At 69.8% G+C, this 18593-nt stretch carries 20 protein-coding genes; 13 read left to right on the top strand and 7 right to left on the bottom strand.

The genetic code is table 11. The features are described from left to right. The first annotated feature begins 1 nt into the window (after position 1). Entirely contained in the window at positions 2-1288 is a 1287-nt protein-coding gene (hmgA, locus tag H8R02_RS14420; RefSeq protein WP_187082140.1) for a homogentisate 1,2-dioxygenase, read from the top strand. Next, the gene (fahA, locus tag H8R02_RS14425; protein ID WP_187082141.1) at positions 1285-2553 is read left to right on the top strand and encodes a fumarylacetoacetase; all 1269 of its coding nucleotides are present in this window, start codon (positions 1285-1287) and stop codon (positions 2551-2553) included. Before hmgA ends, fahA begins: the two co-directional genes overlap by 4 nt. Positions 2554-2562: 9 nt before the next feature. On the opposite strand, the gene H8R02_RS14430 is transcribed toward fahA, so the two are convergent. After that, on the bottom strand, positions 2563-2772 hold the full coding sequence (locus tag H8R02_RS14430) for a hypothetical protein (protein ID WP_187082142.1): 210 nt from the start codon (positions 2770-2772) through the stop codon (positions 2563-2565). 220 nt (positions 2773-2992) lie between these two features. Here H8R02_RS14430 and H8R02_RS14435 point away from each other — a divergent pair, with 220 nt between their 5' ends. The 3 genes from H8R02_RS14435 to H8R02_RS14445 all read left to right on the top strand — a co-directional run bounded on the left by H8R02_RS14435 (position 2993) and on the right by H8R02_RS14445 (position 5439). Then, the gene (locus H8R02_RS14435; protein ID WP_187082143.1) at positions 2993-3187 is read left to right on the top strand and encodes a hypothetical protein; all 195 of its coding nucleotides are present in this window, start codon (positions 2993-2995) and stop codon (positions 3185-3187) included. A 111-nt stretch (positions 3188-3298) separates the two neighbouring features. Continuing rightward, a complete protein-coding gene (locus tag H8R02_RS14440) occupies positions 3299-3565 on the top strand; it encodes a hypothetical protein (RefSeq protein ID WP_187082144.1) in 267 nt (88 codons plus the stop codon). Positions 3566-3714: 149 nt separating this feature from the next. After that, positions 3715-5439 carry a carboxylesterase/lipase family protein gene (locus H8R02_RS14445; RefSeq protein ID WP_187082145.1) on the top strand — a complete coding sequence of 575 codons (1725 nt, stop codon included), beginning with the start codon at positions 3715-3717 and terminating at the stop codon, positions 5437-5439. Here H8R02_RS14445 and H8R02_RS14450 read toward each other — a convergent pair. Then, positions 5436-7400: a helix-turn-helix domain-containing protein gene (locus tag H8R02_RS14450; protein ID WP_255429353.1), complete on the bottom strand. Its 1965-nt coding sequence runs from the start codon at positions 7398-7400 to the stop codon at positions 5436-5438. The two genes, H8R02_RS14445 and H8R02_RS14450, sit on opposite strands and share 4 nt — an antisense overlap. A gap of 162 nt (positions 7401-7562) precedes the next feature. On the opposite strand from H8R02_RS14450, the gene H8R02_RS14455 reads away from it, so the two are divergent. The 7 genes from H8R02_RS14455 (at position 7563) to H8R02_RS14485 (ending at position 14830) form a co-directional block, all read left to right on the top strand. Then, positions 7563-8312 (top strand): SDR family oxidoreductase, encoded by a 750-nt coding sequence (locus tag H8R02_RS14455; RefSeq protein WP_187082523.1) that lies wholly within the window; start codon positions 7563-7565, stop codon positions 8310-8312. A 29-nt stretch (positions 8313-8341) separates the two neighbouring features. Then, positions 8342-10090 carry a tannase/feruloyl esterase family alpha/beta hydrolase gene (locus H8R02_RS14460; RefSeq protein ID WP_255429354.1) on the top strand — a complete coding sequence of 583 codons (1749 nt, stop codon included), beginning with the start codon at positions 8342-8344 and terminating at the stop codon, positions 10088-10090. Beyond that, a complete protein-coding gene (locus H8R02_RS14465) occupies positions 10075-10863 on the top strand; it encodes a Crp/Fnr family transcriptional regulator (RefSeq protein WP_187082147.1) in 789 nt (262 codons plus the stop codon). Before H8R02_RS14460 ends, H8R02_RS14465 begins: the two co-directional genes overlap by 16 nt. A gap of 55 nt (positions 10864-10918) precedes the next feature. After that, positions 10919-11896 (top strand): Bug family tripartite tricarboxylate transporter substrate binding protein, encoded by a 978-nt coding sequence (locus H8R02_RS14470; RefSeq protein WP_187082148.1) that lies wholly within the window; start codon positions 10919-10921, stop codon positions 11894-11896. A gap of 68 nt (positions 11897-11964) precedes the next feature. After that, positions 11965-12834 (top strand): DUF4198 domain-containing protein, encoded by an 870-nt coding sequence (locus H8R02_RS14475; RefSeq protein WP_187082149.1) that lies wholly within the window; start codon positions 11965-11967, stop codon positions 12832-12834. 59 nt (positions 12835-12893) lie between these two features. After that, entirely contained in the window at positions 12894-14501 is a 1608-nt protein-coding gene (locus H8R02_RS14480; protein WP_187082150.1) for a DUF4331 domain-containing protein, read from the top strand. A gap of 11 nt (positions 14502-14512) precedes the next feature. Further along, a complete protein-coding gene (locus H8R02_RS14485) occupies positions 14513-14830 on the top strand; it encodes a hypothetical protein (protein WP_187082151.1) in 318 nt (105 codons plus the stop codon). A gap of 55 nt (positions 14831-14885) precedes the next feature. Here H8R02_RS14485 and H8R02_RS14490 read toward each other — a convergent pair whose 3' ends face one another. From H8R02_RS14490 to H8R02_RS14500, 3 genes are all read right to left on the bottom strand, one after another. Further along, the gene (locus H8R02_RS14490; protein WP_187082152.1) at positions 14886-15290 is read right to left on the bottom strand and encodes a type II toxin-antitoxin system VapC family toxin; all 405 of its coding nucleotides are present in this window, start codon (positions 15288-15290) and stop codon (positions 14886-14888) included. 4 nt (positions 15291-15294) lie between these two features. Beyond that, a complete protein-coding gene (locus H8R02_RS14495; RefSeq protein WP_187082153.1) occupies positions 15295-15552 on the bottom strand; it encodes a type II toxin-antitoxin system Phd/YefM family antitoxin in 258 nt (85 codons plus the stop codon). Between the two features lie 69 nt (positions 15553-15621). Beyond that, positions 15622-16350, bottom strand: coding sequence for a spermine/spermidine synthase domain-containing protein (locus tag H8R02_RS14500; RefSeq protein ID WP_187082154.1), 729 nt, complete (start codon positions 16348-16350; stop codon positions 15622-15624). Positions 16351-16385: 35 nt separating this feature from the next. Here H8R02_RS14500 and H8R02_RS14505 point away from each other — a divergent pair, with 35 nt between their 5' ends. Beyond that, on the top strand, positions 16386-16919 hold the full coding sequence (locus H8R02_RS14505) for a hypothetical protein (protein ID WP_187082155.1): 534 nt from the start codon (positions 16386-16388) through the stop codon (positions 16917-16919). 49 nt (positions 16920-16968) lie between these two features. Here H8R02_RS14505 and H8R02_RS14510 read toward each other — a convergent pair whose 3' ends face one another. Then, complete coding sequence (locus H8R02_RS14510; RefSeq protein WP_187082156.1) at positions 16969-17658, bottom strand: ABC transporter ATP-binding protein; 690 nt, start codon at positions 17656-17658, stop codon at positions 16969-16971. Next, complete coding sequence (gene miaA, locus H8R02_RS14515; RefSeq protein ID WP_187082157.1) at positions 17655-18587, bottom strand: tRNA (adenosine(37)-N6)-dimethylallyltransferase MiaA; 933 nt, start codon at positions 18585-18587, stop codon at positions 17655-17657. Before miaA ends, H8R02_RS14510 begins: the two co-directional genes overlap by 4 nt. Between the last annotated feature and the right edge of the window lie 6 nt (positions 18588-18593).

Consider the following 18593-nt stretch of genomic DNA (forward strand, 5'->3'; position numbering starts at 1 on the left):
CATGTCCCTGACGTACCAGTCCGGCTTCGGCAACGAGTTCGCGAGCGAGGCGGTCCCCGGCGCCTTGCCGCAGGGCCGCAACAGCCCGCAGCGCGCGCCGTTCGATTTGTATGCCGAGCTCGTTTCGGGCACCGCGTTCACCGCGCCACGCGCGGAGAACCGGCGCACGTGGGTGTACCGGCGGCAGCCCTCGGTCGTCTCCGGTGCGTTCGCGCCGTACGAGCAGAAGTGGTGGTTGAGCGGCGCCGCGGCCGGTGCGGGCGTGCTGCCCGAGCCGCTGCGTTGGGGCCCGTTCGAGATCCCTTCGGAGCCCGCGGACTTCACCGACGGCATCCGCACGGTCGCAGCCAATGGCGACGTCATGGCGCAAAGCGGGGTGGCCGCGCACGTGTACCTGTGCAACCGCTCGATGGACCGGCGCGCGATGGTGAACGCGGACGGCGAGATGCTGCTAGTGCCGCAGCAGGGGCGGCTCGTGATCCGCACCGAGCTCGGCGTGCTGGAGGTGAAACCGGGTGAGGTTGCGCTGCTGCCGCGCGGCATGGCCTTTCGCGTCGACGTGCCGGACGGCCCCTCGCGCGGCTACATCTGCGAGAACTACGGCGCGATGTTCCGCCTGCCCGAGCTCGGCCCCATCGGTTCGAACGGGCTTGCGAACGCTCGCGACTTCCAGGCGCCGGTCGCGGCGTACGAAGACGGATCGAGCGGTTGCGAGCTGGTGAAGAAATTCGCGGGGCGCTTCTGGCGCACGCAACTGAAGGCCACGCCCTTCAACGTGGTCGCATGGCACGGCAACCTCGCGCCACTGAAGTACGACACGGCCAACTTCATGACGATCGGCTCGATCAGCTTCGACCACCCGGACCCGTCGATCTTCACGGTGCTCACATCGCCATCGGACACACCGGGCACTGCGAACTGCGACTTCGTGATCTTCCCGCCGCGCTGGCTGGTGGCCGAGGACACGTTCCGCCCGCCCTGGTACCACCGCAACGTGATGAGCGAATTCATGGGTCTCGTGTACGGCCAGTACGACGCCAAGCCGCAGGGCTTCCGCCCCGGTGGCGCGTCGCTGCACAACGCCTTCGTGCCGCACGGGCCGGACGAAGAGGCTTTCGAGAAGGCGAGCAGCAGCAATCTTCAGCCGCACAAGCTGGACAACACGCTGGCCTTCATGTTCGAAAGCCGCTGGCTGTTCCACCCCACCGCGTATGCGCTGCAAGGCGGCGCGCTCGACAAGGACTACGCCCAGTGCTGGGCCGGCCTGCAGGACAAGTTCAAGCCATGACGATGCTCGACGAAACGCATGACCCGGCGCTGCGCAGCTGGGTCGAGTCGGCCAATGACGCCGGCACGGATTTCCCGATCCAGAACCTGCCGTTCGGCCGGTTTCGCCGCGCGGGCAGCGGCGAGGACTTCCGCGTCGGTGTCGCCATCGGCGACCAGGTGCTGGACCTGCGAGCCGCCGGGCTGCTGGATGATGCGGACCTCAAGCCGCTGATGGCGTCGGGGCCCGCGCGGCGCCGCGATCTTCGCGCGCGGCTGTCCGCCGCCTTGCGCGAGGGCAGTGCACAGCGCGACGCGCTCGCGAAGTGCCTCGTGCCTCAAGCGCAAGCCGAGATGGCCGTGCCTTGCACCATCGGCGACTACACCGACTTCTACACCGGCATCCACCACGCCACCGCCGTCGGCAAGCTGTTCCGCCCCGACAACCCGTTGCTTCCGAATTACGAGTGGGTCCCCATCGGCTACCACGGACGCAGTTCGTCCATCGTGCCGAGCGGCACGCCGGTGCGCCGCCCACGGGGCCAGACGCAACCGCCGGGTGCGGCGCAACCGGTGTTCGGCCCTTGCCAGCGGCTCGACTACGAAGTGGAGCTGGGCTTCTTCATCGGCACAGGCAACGCGATGGGCCAGCCGGTGTCCATCGACGATGCCGAGGAACATCTCTTCGGCGTGACGCTCTTCAACGACTGGTCCGCGCGCGACATCCAGGCGTGGGAGTACCAGCCGCTCGGGCCCTTCCTGTCGAAGAACTTCGGCAGCACGATCTCACCTTGGGTGGTCACGCTCGAAGCGCTCGCACCTTTCCGCGCGCCGCTGAAGCGCCCCGCCGGCCATCCCGATCCGCTGCCTCATCTCGATTCGAAGGCCACGCGCGAAAGCGGCAGCCTCGACATCCGCCTCGAGACGTGGATCCAGACCGAGGCAATGCGCAAGGCCGGGCAACCGGCGGTGCGGCTTGCAACGAGCAATGCAGCCGACGCCGCTTTCTGGACGCCTGCGCAGCTCGTCGCGCACCACACGTGCGGCGGCTGCAACCTGCAGCCGGGCGACCTCTTCGGCTCCGGCACCTTGTCCGGTCCATCGCAGGAGCAGTCCGGCTCGCTGCTGGAACTCACGAAAGGCGGCAAGGAGAAGGTGAAGCTGCCCAATGGCGAGGAGCGTTCGTTCCTGCAGGATGGGGATGCGCTCGAATTGCGAGGTGTGTGCGAGCGGCCAAGGGCTCGGCGCATCGGGTTTGGCGCGTGCGCCGGAATGATCGTCGGTTGAAACGCAGGATCAAGGATCGATCGGCGGCCCCACGATCCGCTTGATCTGCTTCTGGATCGAGCCGCGCCGCTCCTTGATCTGCAGCGACTCCGCGAACGCCCGCTCGGCCCCGGCGAGGTCGCCACGGCGGCGCATCTCGGTGGCGCGGATCAGTGCAGCGGCTTCCTGCTCCATCAGGAGGTGCAACTCGGAGCGCAAGAGGTTCAGGTCCGGGTCCATCGTTCGGCTGCGTCGCAAGATGATGCCTCGGCCGCAACGCGCACCACGTAAGCGGGCCGCTACAACCTGTTTCCCTTCACCGAGCAACTTCACTCGCCCGAGGGCGCCGAGCTCGTCAACGCGTGAGTATCTGGCCGACAATCGCCTCGGCAGCGCAACCGACAGTGGAACCCCTCGCGCGCAAATAGCATCGAACCAAGCAGTCATTCGAGCCACGGACATGAGTACGCAGGGAGCATCCACACCCAACGAAGGCGCCCCCACGGGCGAAAGCGCAACCGGCAGCGGTGAAGGCTCCGTCACGGCGCTGCAGCACATGAAGCGCCAGCGCCAGCAGCAGCAACAGCAGCAACCTCGCAATGACCTGCTTGGCGGTGGCAATCGCGAAAGCCACCCGGGCGAGGGCGGGGGTTGATCACGCCACGGCTCGGCAGCGGTTAGAACACGTACATCCGGAAACAAAGCACAGCTCGGCGTAAGCAAGGTCCTACACGCGACGCTCGCGCATGAGCATCTAATGTGCGCCGTGCAACGAAAACAGATGTTCGACGCGGGCCGGCCGCCGCCCGTGGGCCAGCTCCTCCTCGACGAAGAACGGCGCCAGTGGCGAGTGGAAAGCGTCATCCGCAGCGCCAGCATCCAGGACTACTTCCTCGTTCGCCTGAAGCGGTTGCAGGAGGGCGAGACCGCGGACGGCGGCATGCGCGTGCTGTCGCCGACGGAGTTCGCGTCGATGATCCGCGAGCGGCGGCTCATCCCGTTCGGGCCGGAGGTGCAGCCGCCGGCCCCTTGAGTGCGTGAACCTTCGCACAGCTGAGCAAGTACCTGACACCGTTTCGGCGGCGCATGTGTGCTCCGCCTACATTGAAGCCGCAGGCCGGCTCGCCAGAATCCCATCCATACATGGGAGATGGCAGCATGATCCGGAATCGATTGGGCGCAATGGCCTTCGCGGTCGTACTCGCGGCAGGCCTGCAGGGCTGCGGCGGCGGCAGCAGCAACGACAGTTCATCCACGCCCTCGCCGCAAGCGCAGGCAACCGCGCCGACCGCGATGGCGATGCTCTCTTCGAGTGACACGGCGCTGCGCCGGCAGACGCAGTACGGCCCGGTGCTGGGCGCTCGCGACTCCGCCACCGGCACGCTGCAGTGGCTCGGCATCCCCTACGCCAAGCCGCCGGTTGGCGATTTGCGCTGGCGTGCCCCCGTCGAGCCCGACCCGTGGCAGGACGTTCTGCAGGCGCGCAGCTTCGGCGCATCGTGCAGCCAGGCGGGGCGCTTGTTCAGCCCCTCGGCCGATGGCAACACCTTCAGCCTCTCGGTGCGCGACACCATCGGCAAGCCGGTGGGACAGGAGGACTGCCTCACGCTCAACATCTGGCGCCCCGAGAAGGCCGCGGGCAAGCTGCCGGTGATCGTGTTCATCCACGGCGGCAGCAACGTCGTCGGCTACTCCGCCGACCCGATGTACCACGGTGGCACGCTCGCGTCGAAGACGAACGCGGTGGTGGTGACCGTCAACTACCGCCTCGGCATGTTCGGCTGGTTCGACCTCGCGCAGCTGAAGACGGGCGACCCCGCCAACGACTCCGCCAACTTCGGCACGCTGGACCACATCCAGGCGCTGCGCTTCATCCAGCGCAACATCGCGTCCTTCGGCGGCGATCCGTCCAACGTCACCGTGATGGGCGAGTCCGCGGGCGCGGTGAACGTGTGGGCGCTGCTCGTGTCCCCGCTCGCCAATGGCCTGATGCACAAGGCCGTGTCCATGAGCGGCGGCCTGTCCGTGAAGACCAATGGCGATTCGCGCGACTACGCCACCAAGCTGATGCGCGCGCTGCTCAAGGCGGACGGCAAGGCCAGCGACGACCTGAGCGCGGACCTGTACATTTCCTCGCTCACCGCCGCCGAAGTCGCCGCGTACATGCGTTCCAAGACGGCCGACGAGATGATCCGCGTCGCGGTCGCCAACAAGCTGCCGGACGCACCGGCCGTGCTCACCGACAACTACGTCATCCCGTGGGCGCCCAATTCCGCCATCGCATCGGGCAACTACAACCGCATGCCCATGCTTGCCGGCAACAACCTCGAAGAGGGCAAGCTGTTCGGCGGCCTGGTCGGCGCTTACAAGCCCACCGACTACGACCGCTTCACGATGATGTACACGTTCGACCCGAACGCCGCCACGGGGCTGACGGACGCGGACTTCATCCAGCCGCAGTTCCTGCCCGTCGAGCAGCCCGGCACCGGCTGGAACGACGTGGCGTACGCACTGACCACGGGGGTGTTCACGTCGCTCACGCAGCACTCGATGAACTCGCTGATCCTGCAGCAGCCCACGCAGACCTGGTACTACCGCTTCGACTGGCGCAACGAGCCCGCGCCTTTCCGCAATGTCTACGGCGCGGTGCACGCGCTCGACCTGCCGTTCTGGTTCGGCAACTTCGGCAAGAACTTCTTCTCGTTCGCCTTCAACGACGTCAACCAGCCGGGCCGCCTGCAGCTGTCCGAGTCGATGATGGCGACGATCGGCACGTTCGCCGCCACGGGCCGCCCGGAGAACCCGAAGCTGGGCGTGCTCGCGTGGCCCAACTGGCCCGCCGGCGTGGTGCTCGACGCGACGAATGCGGAGCAGCGCGTCAACGTGCTGCCGGTGGTGCTGCCCTAGGGCGCATCCCGTGTGAGGTTCCACAGCCGCAGGGCGATGTGGATCTCCAGCGCGCGGCTGGCGTTGCCGAGGTGGCCGATGAGGTCTTCGATGGTCGCCAGCCGCTGCCGCACCGTGTTCACGTGGATGCCCAGGCGCTGCGCGGCCAGCTTGGCGTTCTGGTTGCTGTCGAAATAACTCAGGAGCGTGGGCGCCAGCTCGGTGCCGCGCTTCTCGTCGTAGCCGGTCAGGGCGCCGATGGTGGACTCGAGGAAGGCGGCCAGGCTTTGCTGGTCGTGCGTCTCGAACAGCGTGGAGTACAGCGCCATCTCGTTCTGGCTGACGATGTGGCCCTGCACGCCGAGGCGGCGCAGCACGGGCAGCGCGCGGCGCAGCATCAGGAAAGCGGCTGGCAGGCTCGGGGCGCCCGAGAGCGGCCGCGACACGACGCCGCGCCACTGCGCCCCCGCCCCGTTGCGGGCAAGCTCCGTCACGACTCGGCGCACATTCTCGGCCTGCGTGGTGGCGCACAGAACGGTGAGCACGCCATCCATCTCGTCGAAGATCGCATGCGGCAGCAGCTTGCCGGTGCGCAGCCGCCGCGCGACTTGCCCGGCGTTCGGCTCGCCCAGGTCGAGCAGCAGGAAGGTGCAGGGCTGCGTGAGCTCCAGGCCGAAGCGCGCCGCGCGCTCGCACAGCACCGGCACGTCGTCCTGCCGCGGGGAGACGAGGGCACGCAGCAGCGAGGACTCGTCGCGGCTCTGGCTGGCCTCGCTGCGTTCGCGCGCGAGCAGCACGATGCCCACCACGCTCGTCGCGCGCTCGAAGGTGCGGACCGACATCTCGTCGAGCGCGTCGCGCCGGAAGAGCAGCACCGAGCCCAGCATGTCGTCGCCGGCGATCACGGCGTTCACGCGGCAGGCCTCGCCGTCCACTTCGTAAGCGAGCACCGAGCGGCCGACCTGGCGGCTCTCGCGCACGGCCTTGGCAAGCGCGCTGCTGTGGTGTCCGTTGGGTTCGTAGCGCAGCGCGGCGGCGCCGTCGTAGCCCGGGGCCGTGCCGCGCGCGATCACCTGCGCGGCTTCGTCGAGCACCAGCAGGCAGCCCTGCATCAGCTGCGCGACCGCTTCGCACAGCGTCGCCAGCGACGCGCCGCGAGCCAGCAGCGACGTCATCTGCTCGTGCGCCTCGGCGGCCGCCTGCACCTTGCGCGCGTGGCGCTCCAGCTCGGCGCGCGCCGTTTCGGCGCTGGCGCGCGCGGCGTTCGCCTGCTCGAACGCCTTCGCGTTCTTGATCGCGACCGCCGCGTGCGTGGCGAGCGTGGAGAGGATGGAGATGTTGTGCGCGGTGTGCGTGCGGTGGTAGCGGTCGGCCACGAACAGCAGGCCGATCACCTCGCCTTCCCACAGCAGCGGCACGCCGGCGACGGCGGCCACGCCTTCGTCGCGGAAGGTCGCGTCCAGCGCGGGGTCGTGCGTGAAGCGCGTGTCGCTCAGGTAGTCCGGCGTGGTGAAGGGCAGGCGCGTGCGCACGACCACGCTCACGATGCCGTGGTCGTTGCTCGCGGTCATGTTGCCGGTGCTGCGCGCGAGCGCGCCGTCGACCGCGATCACGTGGAAAGCCTCGAGGGCCGTGTCGTACGTGGACAGCCATGCGACCTGCGAGCCCAGCATGTTGCGTGCGCGCGAGACGATGGCTTGCAGCAGCTCGGCCAGGTCGAGATGGCTCGAGAGGTCGCGCGCGGACTCGATGACGGCGAGCATGCCGCTTTCGCGCTGCTGCGACAGCTCCAGCCGGTTGCGCAGCGCCATCGCCATGCGCACGAGTTCGATCAGCCCGGCCTTGTCGCCTTCGCTGTCGGGCAGCGACTCGGCTTCGGCCAGCCGCGCCGCGAAGTCGTCGGCGCCTGCGCCCTGGTGCAGCAGCCGGATGAGGTCCCAGGCGATCGCCTGCGCGGCGTCCGCCTTGATGTCCGTGGACATGCGAAACATTCCTTTCGGGTGGCAGAGGCTAGGGCGCTTCGGCGTTGCAGCCCCTAGGGTTTGTCCCGAGTGGGTTGCCCACATCGGGTGCAAGCGAGGAGTGTGCGCCTTGCATATAGGTTCCGTGCGAGGGCTTGGACACAGTGTTGTCCGATGCAGCGCCTGAACATCGTCGACTCGCTCAGGCCGCAGCCCGGCCTGAGGGTGCTGGTCACCGCCGGCGCCAACGGCATCGGTGCGGTCATCGCGCGCGCCTTCCACGAGGCGGGCGCGCACGTGCACGTGTGCGACATCGACCGCGCGGCGCTCGACCGGCTTGCCACCGAAGCACCCGGCATCAGCAGCAGCGCGGCCGACGCCTCGATGGCCAGGGACGTGGACCTCGTGTTCGACGACGTGCGCGGCACGCTGGGCGGGCTGGACGTGCTGGTCAACAACGCCGGGATCGCGGGGCCCACGGCCGCCGTGCAGGACACCGACCCCGAACTATGGGAGCGGACCGTGGCGGTGAACCTGGGCAGCCAGTTCCTCTTCGCACGGCGCGCGGCGCCCCTGTTGAAGGAGTCGCGCGCCAACCCGTGCATCGTCGCCATGAGCTCCGTGGCGGGCCGGCTGGGTTGCGCGCATCGCACGCCGTATGCAGCGACGAAGTGGGCAGTGGTCGGCCTGATGAAGTCGCTGGCCATCGAGCTCGGTCCGCACGGCGTGCGCATCAACGCCATCCTGCCCGGCGCCGTGGACGGCAAGCGCACCGACGGCGCGACGCGCGAGGCGTGCTCGCGCAGGACGTCGCTGCGCCGCATGGTCACCGCCGAGGACGTGGCGGCCATGGCGCTGTTCCTGTGCTCCCCGGCCGCGCGCAACGTCACCGGCCAGGCCGTGAGCGTGGACGCGAACACCGAGTACCTCTGACGGGCCCTTCCACAACACAAGGAGACACCATGAACCCAGCAAAGACGAACATGCGCGCCCGCTTTACGCTCGGCTGCGTGGCCGTGGCCGTGGCCGTGGCCGTGGCCGCGTTGGCCGCGTGCGGCGGTGGCGGCAACGACGAGCCTCCCGCGTCGGCACCGGCCCCGCAGGCGCAGGCGCCGATGGCGTGCGGCGAGCTCGTGAACATGGCGATCCCGGCGTCGGCGATCGGGCTGCCGACGACCGGTGCGACGGTGACCAGCGCGACCGTCGTGGCCGCCAGCGGCAGCGGCGCCGCAGCCGTGCCCGAGCACTGCCTCGTCAACGCGGCCATCGCCCCCGTGGACGCCACCGCGCCGAAGATCCTGATGCGCGTGGCGTTGCCGGCGACGTGGAATACCAAGGCCCTGATGCTCGGTGGCGGCGGGTTCGACGGCAGCATCCCCAACGTGGTCGGCAACGTCTCGAACGGCGCGACCGACCAGCCGCTGCCGGTGGCGCGCGGCTATGCCGTCTTCGGCAGCGACTCGGGCCACCAGGCGGGCGCCCGCGCGTCCCTCGACGGCACCTTCGGCCAGAACGACGAGGCGCTGCGCAACTGGGGCGGCGACGCGCTGAAGAAGACGCGCGACACCGCGATGTACATCATCAACAAGCGCTACGCGGCCGCACCGGCGAAGGCGTACTTCTCGGGCGGGTCCACCGGCGGGCGCGAAGCGATCCAGAGCATCCAGCGCTGGCCGGCCGACTGGGACGGCGCGATTGCGTGGTACCCCGCGTGGAACCAGGCCTCCGCGATGCTCGGTGGGCAGGCGGGCACGCTGGCGCTCACCAAGCCCGGTGCGTATCCCAACTCGGCCAAGCGGCTCGCGCTGATGACGGCGGCGCTGCAGGCCTGCGACACGCTCGACGGCGTGGCCGACGGCCTCATCAGCAACCAGAACGCGTGCAATGTGCGCTTCGACCCCGCGACGGCCACGCTCAACGGCGCGCCGCTGCGCTGCGCCGGCGGTGCGGACACGGGCGACACGTGCCTGTCCGACGCGCAGATCACCGCCGTGAAAGCGATCAACACGCCGGTGCGCTTCGGCTTCGCGCTGGGCAGCGGCGAGACGGGCTACCCCGGCTACAACGTGTGGGGCGCGGACCTGGGCATCACGGCACCGGCGACCGCGGTGTCGGGCACGGTCGCGTTCCTGAACCTCGCGTCCACGGCACCGGCCAACCCGATGCCGGCCACCGCGCCCTACATCAGCCAGCAGCTCGATGGGGTGCTGAAGAACATCATCACGCGCGATGCGAACTTCAACCCCTTGTCCTTCGATCCGCTCGGCCCCACGGCTCTCGCGGACCGCTGGGGTGTGCTCAGCCGGATGATCGACGTTTCGAGCGACCTCTCGGGTTTCGTCAACAAGGGCGGCAAGCTGCTCATGGCGCACGGCGTGCACGATGTGCTGGTGAGCTCGCGTGCGACGGCCGACTTCTACTCGCGGCTGCTGCAGCAGTTCGGGCAGGCGAAGCTGGACACCTTCGCGCGTTACTACGAGATCCCGGGGCTCGGCCACGCGGTCAGCAGCCAGTTCAATGCCACGTGGGATGCACTGACAGCGCTGGAGCAATGGGCCGAGAAGGGCACCGCGCCCACGGGCCAGGTGACGCGCGACACGGTCGGCGTGCCCGGCCGCACGCGGCCCCTGTGCGAGTACCCGAAGTGGCCGCAGTACAAGGGCACGGGTGACGTCAACTCGGCTGCGTCGTTCACATGCGTGGTGCTGTAAGCGACATCGTCGCGGCGGACGCGCAACCTGTGTTGCACGCAGCCTGGCTACCTGCGGCCCACACGGCGCGGCAGGCTGCGGCCGATGACGACGAGCCGCTGCTCGCGTCCAGCGAACGCGCGGCGCTCAATGGCAGCGAGTGGTTCGCCGCGCTGCCCATGAGCGTGCGCCATGACCTGCTGCGCCGCTGCCGCGTGCGACGTTACCGTGAAGGCGAGCCGCTGCACGGCGGCTTGCGCGGCATCGGCCTCGACGCGGTGGCATCGGGCGCCGTCGCCATCGCGATGCGCGAGTCGCCCGAGCTTGCGTTCGACTACCTGCCTGCGGGAACGTGGCTCGTCGACCCGGCGCTGTTTGCCGGCGGCGAACGTCGGCACGTGGTTGTCGCGCATGCCGGCACGAGCATCGTGAGCATCGGCAGCGATGCGCTCGCCGAGGCGATGGGGCGGCACTTCGGGCTGGAGCAGGCTTTGCTGGGCCTCAGCCACGGCCTGCTGGCGTCGCAGTGCGAGATCCTCAGCGAGCTCTCCGGCCCGGACCTGCGCACGCGTCTCGCGCGCTGCCTGCGGCGCCTCGCCGCGCGCTTCGGCGAGCCCGAGCCGCGCGGCGTGCGCATCGCGCTGGAGCTGAAGCAGGACGCGCTCGCAACGCTGGTGCGCGGCTGCAGGGCGCGGGTGAACCTGCACCTGAAGGCACTGGAGCGTGCGAGCGTGCTCGTGGTGGAGCGGCAGATCGTGGTGCGGGACGAGCGCGCGCTGGCAAGTCATTGCTGACTGCGCGGGCGTCGCGGGCGCCGTGGCGCTACGATGCGGCCAAGGAGACCCCGCGATGAAGTCCAGAAGAAGCATCCTCCGCGGCCTTGCCGCCACTGCGGCCCTGGCCGCCCTCGCAGGCACCGCGTCCGCGCAGGCCTTCCCCACCAAACCCATCACGCTCGTCGTGCCCAACCCGCCCGGCGGCCTCGTCGACGGCTCGGCGCGGCTGCTCGGCGACCCGCTCTCGCGCCTGATCGGCCAGTCCGTCGTCATCGACAACCGCGGCGGCGCGAGCGGCAACGTGGCCTACGGCAACGTGGCGCGTGCGGCGCCGGACGGCTACACGCTGCTCGTGTCGTATTCCGCGTACCACGTGGGCAACCCATCGCTGTTCCCCCGGATGCCGTGGGCGCAGAAGGACCTGGCACCGGTGGCGCTGATCACCGCGGCCACCAACCTGATCGCGGTGCATCCTTCGGTGCCCGCGAACAACCTGAAGGAATTCGTCGCGTTCCTCAAGAAGAACCCGGGCAAGCTCAGTTATGCGTCGCAGGGCAACGGCTCGCTCTCGCACGTGGGCACCGAGATGTTCAAGATGCAGACCGGCACGAGCATGGTCCACATCCCTTATCGCGGCTCGGGCGCGGCGATCGCGGACGTGCTGTCCGGGCAGGTGCAGGTGTTCATGACCACGCCGCCGTCGGTGATGGGGCACATCCAGGCCGGCAAGCTCAAGGCACTTGCGGTGACGAGCAAGGCACGCCACCCGGGCGTGCCGCAGGTGCCGACGACGAGCGAAGCGGGCATGCCCGGCTTCGAGCTCGAAGCGTGGGTCGGCATCTTCGCGCCGGCCGGCACACCGCCCGACGTCATCAACAAGCTCACGACGACGATCCAGCAGGCGCTGGAGTTGCCGGAGACCAAGACGCGCGCCACGGCCGCGGGCATCGAGCTGCGCTACCTGCCGCCCGCGCAGTTGCAGGCGCTGGTGGACCGCGAGACGGCGTTCTGGGCCAAGACGATCTCGGCCGCGAAGATCACCGCCGACTGAGCTTCATGCGATAGCACGCCGCATCCAGCCGGGCCGATCCTGCGTACCGGCCTGGCAAGGAGATGCGCGTGAAGAAGTTTCTGGCTGCCGCCGCTGCGGCGTTGCTGATCGCGGGTGCGGCGGCCGATGCGGCCGCGCATGACACATGGCTGGCCCGGGGCGCCGAGCCGGGCCGGGTGCAACTGCTGTTGTCCACGGGCAATCGTTTCCCCATTGCCGAGTTCGCACCGCCGGTGTCGAGCATCGAGCGCGCCGGCTGCACGGACGCCAGCGGGGCCGTCCACAACCCGAACCCCGTCGGGGACGCGACCGCCGCGTTGCGGCTCGTACTTGCCCCGCGCGATGGACAGGCGCTTGCCTGCCATGTGCAGCTCGTCCCGTTCGACATCGAGCTCACGCCGCAGCTGGTCGAGGTTTACCTGCGGGAGATCCGCGCGCCGGACAGCGTGCGCTCCGCCTGGGAGCAGATGCGCAAGGCCGGCAAGCCCTGGCGCGAGCGCTACGTGAAGTTCGCGCGCATCGAGCTCGCAACCGCGGCCGGTGACGAGTCGCCCGCGCAGTGGCGCACCTTGCGCGAGGCAACACCCGGCGCGCCGCTCGAGATCGTGCCGGGCGGCACCGCACCGCTGCAAGCCGGCCGCGAGGCCGTCTTTCGCGTGCTCGCATCGGGCCGGCCGGTGCGCGATGTCCCCGTCGAACTCGTCAGCGACCGCAGCCCCGTGGGCGTCTGGCTGCGCAGCGATGCCGACGGCCTGCTGCGCGTGACGATCCCGTTCGCGGCCGATTGGCTGCTGCGTGCCACGGTGCTCGACCTTGCAGGCGATGCGTGGAACAGCCGCTTCGCCACCTTCGCCTTCACCGCGCGCGCGCCCTACGCAGCACCGGCCGCGGCGGATTCGAGACCTCGCAACGCGATGGGGTTTGCTGCCCGGCCGTAATCCACGCGCACGCATCCGGCGTATCGGCTGCTCCCCAACCCACGCAGCAAGGAGAAGACATGCACAGGACCCGGATCGCATCGGCCGCCGCCCTCGTGGCGGCCGCCGCCCTCGCAGGCGGCACGGCGCTGGCCTCGAGCCATCGCGAAGCGCCTTTCCTCACCACCAGCCCCAAGGTGGACGCCACCGACTTCTACATGTTCCGCAGCTACGAAGGCGTCGCGGCCAACGGCAGCGGCGGCCGGGCGGATTACGTGACGCTCATCGCCAACTACATCCCGCTGCAGGCGCCGTACGGCGGGCCCAACTTCTTCCAGATGGACCCGAACGCGCTGTACGAGATCCACGTCGACAACAACGGCGATGCGGTGGAGGACCTGACGTTCCAGTTCCGCTTCAGCAACCGCCTGAACAGCGTGTCGCTGCCCATCGGCGCCGCCGGCGCGCAGAAGTCGGTCGCGATCCCGCTCGTGCAGGCCGGCGGCGTGAGCGCCGTTTCGGATGCGAACCTGAACGTCAACGAGACGTACACCTTGACGCTCGTGCGCGGCGACCGCCGCAAGGGCACGGGCCAGGCCGTCACCAAGGCGTCGGGCGGCGCCACGTTCGAGAAGCCGGCGGACTTCATCGGCACCAAGACCTTCGGCAGCGTGGCCAACTATGCGGCCTACGCGGCGCGCCACGTGCATGAGATCCGCGTGCCGGGCTGCCCCGCGGGCAAGGACACGGGCCGCGTGTTCGTCGGCCAGCGGCAGGAAGGCTTCGCGGTCAACCTGGGCCCGATCTTCGACCTGGTGAATGCGCCGCTCGCGGTGATCACCAACCCCGCGAACATCAACGCGGCCGCGGCCAACTCCATCCAGGGCTACAACGTCACCTCGCTGGCGCTCGAAGTGCACAAGGACTGCCTCACCGCCGGCACGGACCCCGTGATCGGTGGCTGGACCACCGCGAGCCTGCGGCAGGCCCGCCTGTTGTCCGGGGCGCCGGCGGCGGGGCTGCAGGCCAACGACAAGCCCGGCGGTGCATGGACGCAGGTGTCGCGCCTCGGCCAGCCGCTGGTCAACGAGGTCGTGATCGGCCTGAAGGACAAGGACAAGTTCAACGCCTCGAAGCCGAAGGACGACGCGCAGTTCCTGGACTACGTGACGCACCCCACGCTGCCTGCGCTGCTCGGGCTCGTGCTGACCGGCAAGGCCGACGGGCTGGCCCCGACGAACTTCCCGCGCACGGACCTCGCGACGGTCTTCCTCACGGGCATCCCCGGCGTCAACAAGCCGGCGACGGCGGCGCCTTCGGAGATGCTGCGGCTGAACACGTCCACGCCGCCGGTGCCGTTCGCGGCGCAGAACCGGCTGGCCATCGTGGGCAGCCTCAAGTCGTCGGGCAGCGATTTCGCGGGCTTCCCGAACGGGCGGCGGCCGAAGGACGACGTGGTGGACATCGCGCTCGCCGCGATGCTGGGCGGCTTGTGCATGGCCAACGGCGACAACGACACGCTGAAGCTCAACACCGTGCCGGGCACCTCGATCACGTCGGCGTGCAAGCCGTCGAGCGTGCCGGCGGGCGCGGCGTCGCTCGACGTGCACGACGCGGTGGACCAGGCGGCCGTGCCTTTCCTCGCGGGCTTCCCGTACCTCAACACGCCGAACCCCGGTTCGCAGTGAAGGATGCCGCCATGAAACAGCAAGCACGCATTTCCCTGCGCGTGGCGGTGCTCGCCGCCCTGGCTGCCAGCACCGCGTTGCTCGCCGGTTGCGGCGGTGGCGGCGGCGACGAGCCCGTCGCTGCCGGGCCCGCGCCCGCGCCCGCGCCCGCGCCGGTGCCCGCGCCGCCGCCGGCCTCGCAAGTGCCCGCTTCCGCGACGACGAGTTCGGCCGGCGCCGTCGCGTTCGTCAGCGCGACGGCGGCGGCGAGCAGCGAGGGCGCCGAGCCACTCGTCGTGGGCGACGCCACGCTCGCGACGTCCGACTCGGACGAGCCGCAGGTGCTCTGACAGGCGACGGTCACTGCATGAAAGCGACGCCCGCCGGCCGTCCGGCGGGCATCGCTCATCGCGCGAAGGGATTCAGGACTTCGACCTTGAACGGTTTGAAGTCCGCAACATTGCGCGTGACGACAGCCAGCCCATGAACGCGTGCTGTCGCGGCAATCATCGCGTCTTCCCTGAGTGTTTCGGACCGCCGGTGCATCAGCCTCGCCCACTCCCGGAAAGAGGCCGCATCCATCGGCAGCACATTGAAGGTGCCGGTGACCTGCCCCAGCCAGGACTCGAGGGCTTCGGCCTTTGCGGGGTCCTGCAGCCGGGTGATCTCGATCCCCGCCTGGATTTCACCGATGGTGACGGCCGACACGTGCATGTCCACGTCCGGCGTTGCGCGCAGCCACTGCAGCACCCCGCCATGAGGCTTGGGCTTGCGCAGCTCGGAGACCACGTTGGTGTCGAGGAGGTACACGAGCTCAGCGCAGCACCGGCGGCCGCCGGCTTTTCACCACGCCACGCGCAGGCACCGGGATGTCGGCACGGGCTTCGTCGGAAAGCAGCAGCTCCTTGAGCGTGGGGCGCGCTTGCGCCTGCAGCCGGCGCCACTCGTCCGCCGCCACGAGCACAGCCGCTTCGGCGCCACGGCGGGTCACCATCTGGGGGCCATCGGTCAAGCATTTCTCCAGGAATTCGCTGAACCGCGCCTTTGCATCCTGCACGGGCCATGACTGCATTGCGAACCTCAACTGACTAGTTCGCTGACTAGTTTAGCACGACCAGCCCGGAGCGTGTGGTCGGGCCGCTCAGAAGATCGTTCGGCGTGCCATCCGCAACCACCCGGGCGCGTCGAGAGACCAGCGCCGGACGATCTCGCGAGCGCGTGTGGCGAGAACTTGCTCCTTCGGGACCTCGCCGCAGTGAGCGACGACGACCACGTTGCCGGCTTCGGTGGGCGGGAACTGCCACACCGTCCGTGGCTGCAGCGCGTTGCGGATGCGCGCGACGCTCTCGCGCACGTCGAGGTCGCGGCCGATCAGGTTGACGGCCATCGTGCCGCATTCGCGCAGGCAAGCGCGGCAGTTCGCGTAGAACGGCTCGGTGTCGAGGGCGGGTTTCTCGACGTCGGCGTCGTAGGCGTCGACCTGCATCACGTCGAAGCGGCCTGCGTTCGCGGGGTCGGCAACGAACTGCGCCGCGTCCGCGTGCACAACCCGCAGCCGCTCGCCATCCGCCGGCACCATGAACTGCGTGCGGCAGATCTCGATCACCCGCGCATCGATCTCCACCGCCGTGGCATGCATTTGCAGGATGCGATGCGCGAACTTTGTCAGCGACCCCGCGCCGAGCCCCAGCGTCACGAGGTGCTTGCCCGAAAGCGCCGCGAGGTCGTGGAACAACAGCCACGCCGACATGCGCACCGCGTATTCCAGCTCCAGGTCGTCCGGCGCCGCGATGCGCATCGCGCCCTGGCACCAGCGCGTGCCGAACTTGAGCAGGCGCAGCCCCTGGGTTTCGGTGACTTCGATTTCCATGCACCCGATAATGCCGCTTTCGAAAACCCGCCGACATGAAGCGACCCGAGCTCCCCGGCCACGAACTGTTCGTCTCCACCGCCGCCGGCCAGGGCGAGGTGCTGACGCTGCGCTTCATCTCCGACATGCTGCCCGGCGCGCCGCCTTCGGCGTACGTGCTGCACGCGTTCGAGTGCATGCAGCCCGAAGTGGCGCTGGCCTTCGTGCGCCGCGTGATGGATGCGGGCCGCATGGTGCAGCTCTCGTGGCGCGCCGAGCGGCTGGTGCTCTCGACCAGCGAGCGCGAGGAATACCTGCTCACGGCGCGGCGCTTCACCGGCAAGCCCGCCGAGCCGAGCATGGCCGAACTCGCCGACGCGATGAAGCGCGTTTACGCCTGCTACCTCGCCGCCAACAAGGCCAGCCGCCGCTCCGTCGCGCGCCTGCAGCGCGTGCGCGACCTGCTGCTCGAACAGGCACGGCGCATGCGCGGCGCCGCGGCCGGCCACGGGCCGGACAGCGAGCTCGCCGCGGTGTACGCGCAGCACGCCGAGTTCATCGAGCGGCTCTTCAACGAAACCGAAGCGTGACTTCCGGCGACGCCGGGTTCGTGCAGCGGCTCTTCAACGAAACGGAAGCCTAAGCCACGCCCGTGGCCGTGAGGTGCAGCAACCGGTCGGCCCGCGCCGCCGCCGCTTCGGAGTGCGTCACCAGCACGAGCGCGGTGCCATGTTCGCGCGCCTGCGCCAGCAGCACGTCGAGCACCCGCGCGGCCGTGCCCGGGTCGAGGTTGCCGGTGGGCTCGTCGGCGAGCAGCACGCGCGGGCGATGCACGAGTGCGCGCGCGATGGCGACGCGCTGCAGTTGCCCGCCGCTCAGCGACTGCGGCAATCGCGCGCCGAAGCCTTCGAGGCCGACGGCCGCGAGCATCGAGTCCACACGCTTGGCATCGGGCCGCCCGAGCAGCAGCAGCGGCAGGCCGACGTTCTGCGCGACGTCCAGGTGCGGCAGCACGTGGAAGGCCTGGAAGATGAAGCCCAGCTTCTCGCGGCGCAGCAGCGCGCGGGCTTCGTCGCCCAGCGTGCCGAGGTCCACGCCGTCGATGCGCACCGTGCCGGCGTCCCAGGTGTCCAGGCCCGCGATGCAATTGAGCAGCGTCGATTTGCCGACGCCCGATTCGCCGACGATGGCGACGAATTCGCCGGCGTGGACTTCGAGGTCGACGCCTTCGAACACGGCCTCGTCGCCGTAGCGCTTCGCCAGCCCGCGAACTTCGACAACGGCACCTGGGGCGCTCGCCCGGGCGCCGCCCGGCACCGTCGCACTCATCGCGCCAGCTCCTCGGCTCGCGCCACCACCTGCGCAATCGCATCCGGCGCGTCGCACGCGATCACCTGCCGCCGCGGCATCGAGCGCAGCCAGGTGAGCTGCCGCTTCGCGAGCTGGCGCGTGGCGAAGATGCCGCGATCGCGCAGTTCGGCCATCGGGAAGGCGCCGTCCAGCGCCTCCCACGCCTGCCGGTAGCCCACGCTGCGCATGCTGGGCAGGCCGGGGTGCAGGTCGCCGCGCGCACGCAGCGCCTCCACCTCGCCAAGGAAGCCGCCCGCCAGCATCGCGTCGAAGCGCTGCGCGATGCGCTCGTGCAGCCAGCCCCGGTCCCGCGGCTCCAGCGAGAGGAACAGGGCCGGCGCCAGCCCGGCACTTCGCCGCTCGCCGTGGAAGGACGACAGCGGCCGCCCTGTCGAACGAAAGACCTCCAGCGCGCGCTGGATGCGCTGCGAGTCGTTGGGCGCGAGGCGCGCTGCCGTGACAGGGTCGACGCGCGCCAGCTCCTCGTGCATCGCCGGCCAGCCGCGCGCGGCGGCTTCCTCGTCGATGCGCTGTCGCACGCCCGCGTCGGCGGGCGGCATCGCGTCCAGCCCCTCGAACAGCGCCTTGTAATAGAGCATGGTCCCGCCGACCAGCAGGGTCGCACGGCCACGCGCGGCGATCTCGCCCACGAGCCGCGTCGCATCCGCCGCGAACTCGGCGGCGCTGTACGCCTGCACCGGGTCGCGGATGTCGACCAGGTGGTGCGGCACCTGCGCGCGCTCCGCGGGGGTGGGCTTGGCCGTGCCGATGTCCATGCCGCGATAGACCAGCGCCGAGTCGACGCTCACGATCTCGCACGGAAGCCGGCCTGCGATCGCCAGCGCGGCCGCCGTCTTGCCGCTGGCTGTCGGGCCGGCGAGGGCGATCACGGGGGCGGAAGCAGGCATCCGGTC

Source organism: Ramlibacter albus, from assembly GCF_014297445.1.
GTDB classification, from domain to species: Bacteria; Pseudomonadota; Gammaproteobacteria; order Burkholderiales; family Burkholderiaceae_C; genus Ramlibacter; species Ramlibacter albus.